Below are 6,000 nucleotides of genomic sequence, written 5' to 3'. Positions count from 1 at the left end.
ACAGGCTCGCTCTCAACATCTGGGCGGGACGGGGTGCTCCTCCGGCCCCAGACCACTCGGCGCGCCTTCTTCGCTATCATCTGACGACCTCGGACCCAGTACTGTTCAAGCAGGCCAGACGGCATCTTGAACCTGACGCCGCAGGCAACCTGTCAGGCTGCGATCCTGCCGGTGTTACGCTCACGCTTGCTCTTTCTCCTTCCGCCCCAACCGAAGGGAAAGCCGCAATCCCCCTGCCGCCTCCAACAGGGGGGCGCAGCGCTTCTCTTGCCGCGCCCCCGTCTGCCGTCCGCCATCGTCAGGGTCGCGTCACCCTCATCCGCACGCTGCCGGCATTGTTGAAGTAAAGCTGCCAGGCATCGTTGGCGAAGGCATAGAGATAGCCGCCGCGGCTGGGCGTGAAGCGGGCGCCCTTGCCGATGCGAAACACTTCGTGCCTGGGAAAGTCCGGCACCTTCTTCGCATTCGGCGGCACATGCACGCCGTTGGCCACCAGGCCGACCAGCACGAACCAGTCGAGGTCTTCCTCGCGCCGCGTCAGCCAGAAATCCGCCTGGCGGTTGCCGGTCAGCCGCTTGTAGAGCGATTCCAGCTTCCCGAGCCCCGAGGAGGCCACCTGGGCGATCTCGCCGGGATAGAATTTGCCGTCCTTGGTGCCGCCGGGGTCGCTGCGAATGCTGCTGTCCAGCCATTCGCCGGTGGCCGTGAGGTCGTAAGGTGTGCCCGCTTCGAGATAAAGGCCGGTGCTGTTCCAGTGGGGCCTCGCAAACACGTCCACCTCCTCGCTCTCCTGCGGCCCCAGCACCGTCGTCTTCCAGTAGTCGCCCTGCAGCACGGAGGGCGTCTCCTGTCGCTCCCAGGCGGAGGAATGCAGCAGCGCGCCGTCTTTCTCGATGCGCGGCACCTGGCGCGGCCGGGTTTTCAGCGATTCGAAGATGCCGGTCAGTGAATCGTGCAGCTGTCCCTGCGGATCCGGCGCAAGCTGCGCCTTCACGTCGGCGCGCAGGCCAAGGCCGCAGTCCTCGGCCTCGTCCATCATCCATGCCAGCGCATTGTCGGACAGGCCGGAGCGGCCATAGCCGCCGCCGACATCGCCATGCACGCCGGGAAACCAGATCTGCTTCACATCCGGCTTGTCCTCGACGCCCGTCCACAGGGTCGGCGTAAAACTCTGCCGTCTTTCGTCGATCGCCAGCGCATGGCGGGCATTCTTCACGATGGGGCTCAGCGTCGTGTCGTGGAATTCGTGGCGGCGGGGATCGTCCAGCAGGTCGAGGAGCGCCATGTCGTCCGGCACGCCGAGCGCGCCGACCGTATCCCACACGCCGATGAAATGGATCGGGATGCTTTCCTTCGTCGCCTGTCCCTGGCTTCTGTCGTGGAAGTGCAACTCGTCGCTTGCCACTACGGGAGGCGCCTTGTCCGCCGGCTGGCGGTAGATGTTGAACAGGTCCTCTACCGCGTCCCAGAAGGCCTTCTCGCTCGTCAGCTCGCTCGCCTGCGGATCGAGCAGGCCGCAGCGGGCGATCATGCCGCCAAGGCTGCGCACCGTATAGGCGCCGCGGCTGAAGCCGAACAGCCAGATTTTTGCCCCCGGCTGATAGGTGCGGCAGGCCCAGGCATAGGCGCTCATGATGTTGCGATCCAGCCCATGGCCCAGGCCGCCGCCGGCAATGCGGCTCCACCAGCCGCCCTCCGTGCCGACGCCGGTGTGATAATAGACGCGCTGTCTGCTGCCATCCCTTGCGAGCGGCGCCACCGCATTGCGCAGCTTCACCACATTGGTCGGCGCCGGCAGACCGCCATCCATCTGGTCGGGCGTGTTCCAGGTTCCGTCACTGAAAATCAGAAGATGCATGGCTCACTCTCCCGTTCCCCGTCCGGGAGTGTGCGCCTCGCTCATGCAGCTTTCAAGTATAATTCTACCGTCAACGCCGACGTTTCCGTGCATCTGTTCCGTTTCACATGAGGGTAACAGGAATGGTGCGCGGAAAAGGACAGAAGAATCTTCGCGTTACTGTCTGAGGCGGTCGAGGCGGGCGCGCAATGCCGGCGTCGCATGTCGCGGCCGCCGCGTGACGGCGCCGGCCACGAGCGCGGCGCACACCCCCGCCGCAAGGCCGGCCGTCAGCACCGTGGTGAGGGATCGCTGCGAGGGCGAGCGGAAACCGCCATCGATGCCGCCGGCCGGTTCCGGCGGCGAGAACAGGTTGCCGTCGGTGATCGCCACGCGCTGCGCCCGCCGGAAATGCCGGCGCATCAGGACGGCCATCAGCCGGCCGGAAAGGTTCGGCGCCAGCGCATGTGCCAGCCGCACCAGCCGGGTGACGGAGCCGACCATCACCGTGTCGCGCGGCTGTTCGGCCGTGGCGACGATGGCCTCGGCCACGCGCCGCGCATCCAGCACCGGCGGCGGCGCGGTGATTGCGGCGCCCGTATAATTGGCGCCGTGGCGCAAGCCGGGCGTATCGACGAAGGCCGGATAGATGTCGCAGACATGGATATGCGGCCGGTCGGCGAGTTCGGCGCGGATCGCCTCGCCAAAGCCGCGCAGGCCGAATTTGGAGGCGCTGTAGGCCGCCGCATAGGGGGCCGCCGCAAAGCCGCCCAGCGAGATCATGTTGATGAAGACGCCGCGCCCCTTGCGGATGAAGATCGGCAGGGCGGCATGCGCATCGTTCATGTGGCCGATCAGGTTGGCGCGGATCACCTGTTCATGCGCGCTGATCGGCGTTTCGACGAAACTGCCGACCGCACCCACGCCGACATTCGACACCCAGATGTCGAGCCCGCCAAAGGCGAGCGCCCGCGAGGCGAGTTGCCGCACCGCCTGGCTGTCCGTCACGTCGGTGGGAACGGTTTCCACATCGGCGCCAAGCCGCCGGCAGGCCGCCGCCACCCCGGCAAGCGCTTGCGCATCGCGTGCCGCCAGTACCAGGCGGGTACCCCGCCTGGCAAAGGCCTGCGCGGTCGCCTCGCCGATGCCGCTGGAGGCGCCGGTGATGACCACCACGCGGCCGGCAATCCTGCCGAGGTCGCCGCCGGAGCTTTGATGGTTCATGGTCCTGTCTCCCTGTCTGAAGGGGCGGCGCATGCGAACAACGCACGGGGGCGTTGTACCGGGGGCAATGGACGTGGGGGCGTTGTACGGGGGAGGGGGCAAGCGGGCGGCAAGAGGCCGTCAGGCCCGCCGCCGCGATCCACAGCATGCCGCTCCCCGCCACTGCCGGCCGATCCTTCGCACCGCCGCCGCCGCGCGCCTGCGCCGCGTTTCGGTGTCTTCCGTATGGCCGGGCGCAAGGCCGCGGCTATGGCTTTCCCGGAGCAGCGCCAGGCGCCGGCGGGTCGTCACGGTCTGCCGCCTCTGTCTCGCCGTCCGGCCGGCGCGCCGCCTCGGCTGCCTTCTCGTCCTGCCGCCGCAGCTGGCGCTCCACCGTCTCGCGGCTGCCTTCGGCCGGTTCCTCGTTCAGGCGCGGGTTCTTCGCTTCCATCCTGTCCTCCTCGGCGCATCTGCGCGTGGGTCAATCGGGGCCTCTGCCCTCCGAACGGGAGCAGGCGGCGATTGTTCCGCCACCTCCGGGAGCTTCGGGGACAGGATCGAGCGTGGAGCGGCCGGCCGGTCTCGACTATGCTGGCGCAGATGCTCGGACGCCCGAACCGGAGTCTTCCCGCGCGCCGATGTTGCGGTCCGGGAGGCGATCATTTAACGGTTGTGCGGCGGGTGCTTGAGCGCCCTGCACCGGAGCCTCCGGGCCCGTCGGGGCCGCAGGCCGTTTTCCCTTCCGCAGATGTGGTGTCGAGTGACGAGTGAAATGACGTGACGGAAAAGCTGACAGGACTCCAGTGGCTGCGCGCTTTTGCGGCTTTCCTTGTGCTGTTCGCCCATGCCGACAACGTTCTGAAGCTGGCGAACGTGAACCTCTACGACGGCTGGATCGGCGGCATAGGCGTCGATATCTTCTTCACGATCAGCGGCTACATCATGTTCAGCGTGATGGATGGCAAGCCGGCGGGGGCCGCGTCGGCCTGGCAGTTCGCGGTGCGGCGCGTGGGGCGCATCGTTCCGATATACTGGCTTGTGACGCTGGCGGTGCTGGCGGCCTGGTGGCTGACGGGGGCCGATCTGTTTTCCAATCTCGCACAGTCGGACCCGGGTGAGCGTCTGGTGGCGAGCCTGCTGTTCTTCGACCGGCTGCCGATCGTCGCCGTCGGCTGGACCCTGTGCTTCGAAATGGTGTTCTATGCCCTGGCGAGCCTTTCGCTGCTGGCGATTCGCAGCCAGGCCGGGCGGCTGCTTGGCATTTCCACCGTTCTTCTGCTGTTCGTCATCCTTCGTGACCGATTGGAGCTTACGGATTTCTATCCGGGCGAACCGACGGTGATTTCCTTCGTTCTCGGCGGCGTCATCTGGATGCTGCTCGATCGCCTCGGGTCGCGGCACTCGCCCGTGGCCGGTCTGCTGCTTCTTGCCGCAGCGGTCGCGGGCATGGCCGGCCTTTCCGGCAATCACGAACTGAACCACGGGGCGCCGTCGTGGATCGTGGTCTCCGCGCTCTTTGTTCTCGGAACGCTTCTGTGCGAGCCGTTGGCCCGGCGCGTCGCGTGGCGGCTGCCGGTGATGCTGGGCGATGCCTCCTACAGTCTCTATCTCGTGCATCTCTATGTCGTCTATCTCGCGGGGCAACTGGCCTTCGAGGTGCTGCATCTGCCATCCACGCGGCTGGTGGGCATTCTCTTCATTGTCTTCAACCTGATTGCCTGCTCTGTCCTGTCCATGGGGCTCTATCGCCATGTCGAGCGCCCGCTGACTGTCGCTCTGGTGCGCATGTTGAGTGCCCTCGGCGACTCGGTCTCGCGCCGCAGGCGAGGCGATGCCTGATTCGCAGAGCCGGACGGACCCTGGCACCGGTTCCTGCGTTTGCGGCGGCGAAAGACCGGCGCAAGCTTGCCATGCTTGAAATGTGCGAAGACTGAGCTTATCTTGATATTCAATCTTTCAATTCGTGCGCAGGAGTTGTCCCTTTGTCTGCCGCCATGCTGGAAAGCCATGCCCTGTCCTTTGCGGAGCCACAGTCGCCGTTCCTGTCGCCGCGCCGCGTCTCGGATCTGCTCGGCCTGACGCAGAGCGAACTGGCGCGGATGATCGGCGTGGCGCGCAACACGCTGACGGCAAAGGCCAGCGCCCGAAAGGTGGACCAGGCACTGAGCCCGGTGGTGCGGATTCTCGCCATGGTGAGCGAGATGGCCGGCGACGAGCAGCGGGCGGCGATCTGGTTCAAGCATCAGCCGATTCCGGGCTGGGCCGGCCTGACGGCCTATGATCTGGTATGCGACGGAAAGGCAGACAGGGTTCTCGATTATCTCGAAGCGGTCCGGTCCGGCGTCTATGCCTGACATGATCCTGTGGCGGGCCTATGTGCCCCGCTTTGCCCATCAGCCATTGTCCGGCGAGGGGGCTGCCCGCTTTGGCGGCCGCTGGAACCCTGTCGGCCTGCCGACGCTCTATGCCGCCTGCGAGCTTTCCACCGCCTGGGCCGAATACAATCAGGGCTTCGTGCAGCATCCGGCGCTGATCGTGCAGCTGCATCTGGCCGCAGCCCGGCTTGCCGACCTGACGGATGCCACGCATTGTGCCGCACTCGGCATTCCGGCGGCCATCCATGCCTGCGAATGGCGGGCGGAACTGGACGAAGGGCTGATGCCGCAGACCCATGCGGCGCAGGCCCGGCTGATGGCCGTCGGCTTCCACGGCGTCGTCTATCCCTCCGTCATGTCGCCGGGCGGGCGCTGCGTGGCGTTGTGGCGGTGGAATGTGCCGGGCGGGCCGGTGTTGTCGGCCACCGATCCCGAGGGCCGACTGCCGAAGGATGCGGCCTCCTGGCGCTGATCCTGCCCGTCTCCTCCCGTGCCCCGCGAATTGTCCCCGTGACCGGAACGCGCGCTGGCGGAACAAATGCCGGTGCGGTCCCGTTCGTCTCCCGTCCTTTTTGAGAGCAGGGA

General features: G+C 66.7%; 6 protein-coding genes. 3 read left to right on the top strand and 3 right to left on the bottom strand.

Annotation, left to right across the window (positions count from 1 at the left end):
* Positions 1 to 298: 298 nt before the first annotated feature.
* The 3 genes from KLP42_RS25510 to KLP42_RS25500 form a co-directional block, all read right to left on the bottom strand.
* Positions 299 to 1,858, bottom strand: a complete 1,560-nt coding sequence (locus KLP42_RS25510) for a T6SS phospholipase effector Tle1-like catalytic domain-containing protein (RefSeq protein WP_215570892.1) — start codon at positions 1,856 to 1,858, stop codon at positions 299 to 301.
* A 156-nt stretch (positions 1,859 to 2,014) separates the two neighbouring features.
* The gene (locus KLP42_RS25505) at positions 2,015 to 3,061 is read right to left on the bottom strand and encodes an SDR family oxidoreductase (RefSeq protein WP_215570890.1); all 1,047 of its coding nucleotides are present in this window, start codon (positions 3,059 to 3,061) and stop codon (positions 2,015 to 2,017) included.
* A gap of 247 nt (positions 3,062 to 3,308) precedes the next feature.
* Positions 3,309 to 3,491, bottom strand: a complete 183-nt coding sequence (locus KLP42_RS25500; protein ID WP_215570889.1) for a hypothetical protein — start codon at positions 3,489 to 3,491, stop codon at positions 3,309 to 3,311.
* A 326-nt stretch (positions 3,492 to 3,817) separates the two neighbouring features.
* On the opposite strand from KLP42_RS25500, the gene KLP42_RS25495 reads away from it, so the two are divergent.
* From KLP42_RS25495 to KLP42_RS25485, 3 genes are all read left to right on the top strand, one after another.
* A complete protein-coding gene (locus KLP42_RS25495; RefSeq protein WP_215570887.1) occupies positions 3,818 to 4,879 on the top strand; it encodes an acyltransferase family protein in 1,062 nt (353 codons plus the stop codon).
* Positions 4,880 to 5,034: 155 nt separating this feature from the next.
* Positions 5,035 to 5,394 (top strand): DUF2384 domain-containing protein, encoded by a 360-nt coding sequence (locus KLP42_RS25490; RefSeq protein WP_215570898.1) that lies wholly within the window; start codon positions 5,035 to 5,037, stop codon positions 5,392 to 5,394.
* Positions 5,360 to 5,887 (top strand): RES family NAD+ phosphorylase, encoded by a 528-nt coding sequence (locus tag KLP42_RS25485; RefSeq protein WP_502941351.1) that lies wholly within the window; start codon positions 5,360 to 5,362, stop codon positions 5,885 to 5,887. The genes KLP42_RS25490 and KLP42_RS25485 overlap by 35 nt, the downstream gene beginning before the upstream one ends.
* The last annotated feature ends 113 nt before the right edge of the window (positions 5,888 to 6,000 follow it).

The sequence above is a fragment of the Rhizobium sp. CSW-27 genome, assembly GCF_018760785.1.
In the GTDB taxonomy this organism is placed as follows: Bacteria; Pseudomonadota; Alphaproteobacteria; order Rhizobiales; family Rhizobiaceae; genus Neorhizobium.
The sequence above is the reverse complement of the archived record's forward strand: the minus strand, read 5'-3'. Positions and strand labels throughout refer to the sequence as shown.

What these genes read in the sequence shown, in the direction of transcription:
- KLP42_RS25510 (WP_215570892.1), bottom strand. Translation starts at nt 1,858, where the DNA reads ATGCATCTTCTGATTTTCAGTGACGGAACCTGGAACACGCCCGACCAG.
- KLP42_RS25500 (WP_215570889.1), bottom strand. Translation starts at nt 3,491, where the DNA reads ATGGAAGCGAAGAACCCGCGCCTGAACGAGGAACCGGCCGAAGGCAGC.
- KLP42_RS25490 (WP_215570898.1), top strand. Translation starts at nt 5,035, where the DNA reads ATGCTGGAAAGCCATGCCCTGTCCTTTGCGGAGCCACAGTCGCCGTTC.
- KLP42_RS25505 (WP_215570890.1), bottom strand. Translation starts at nt 3,061, where the DNA reads ATGAACCATCAAAGCTCCGGCGGCGACCTCGGCAGGATTGCCGGCCGC.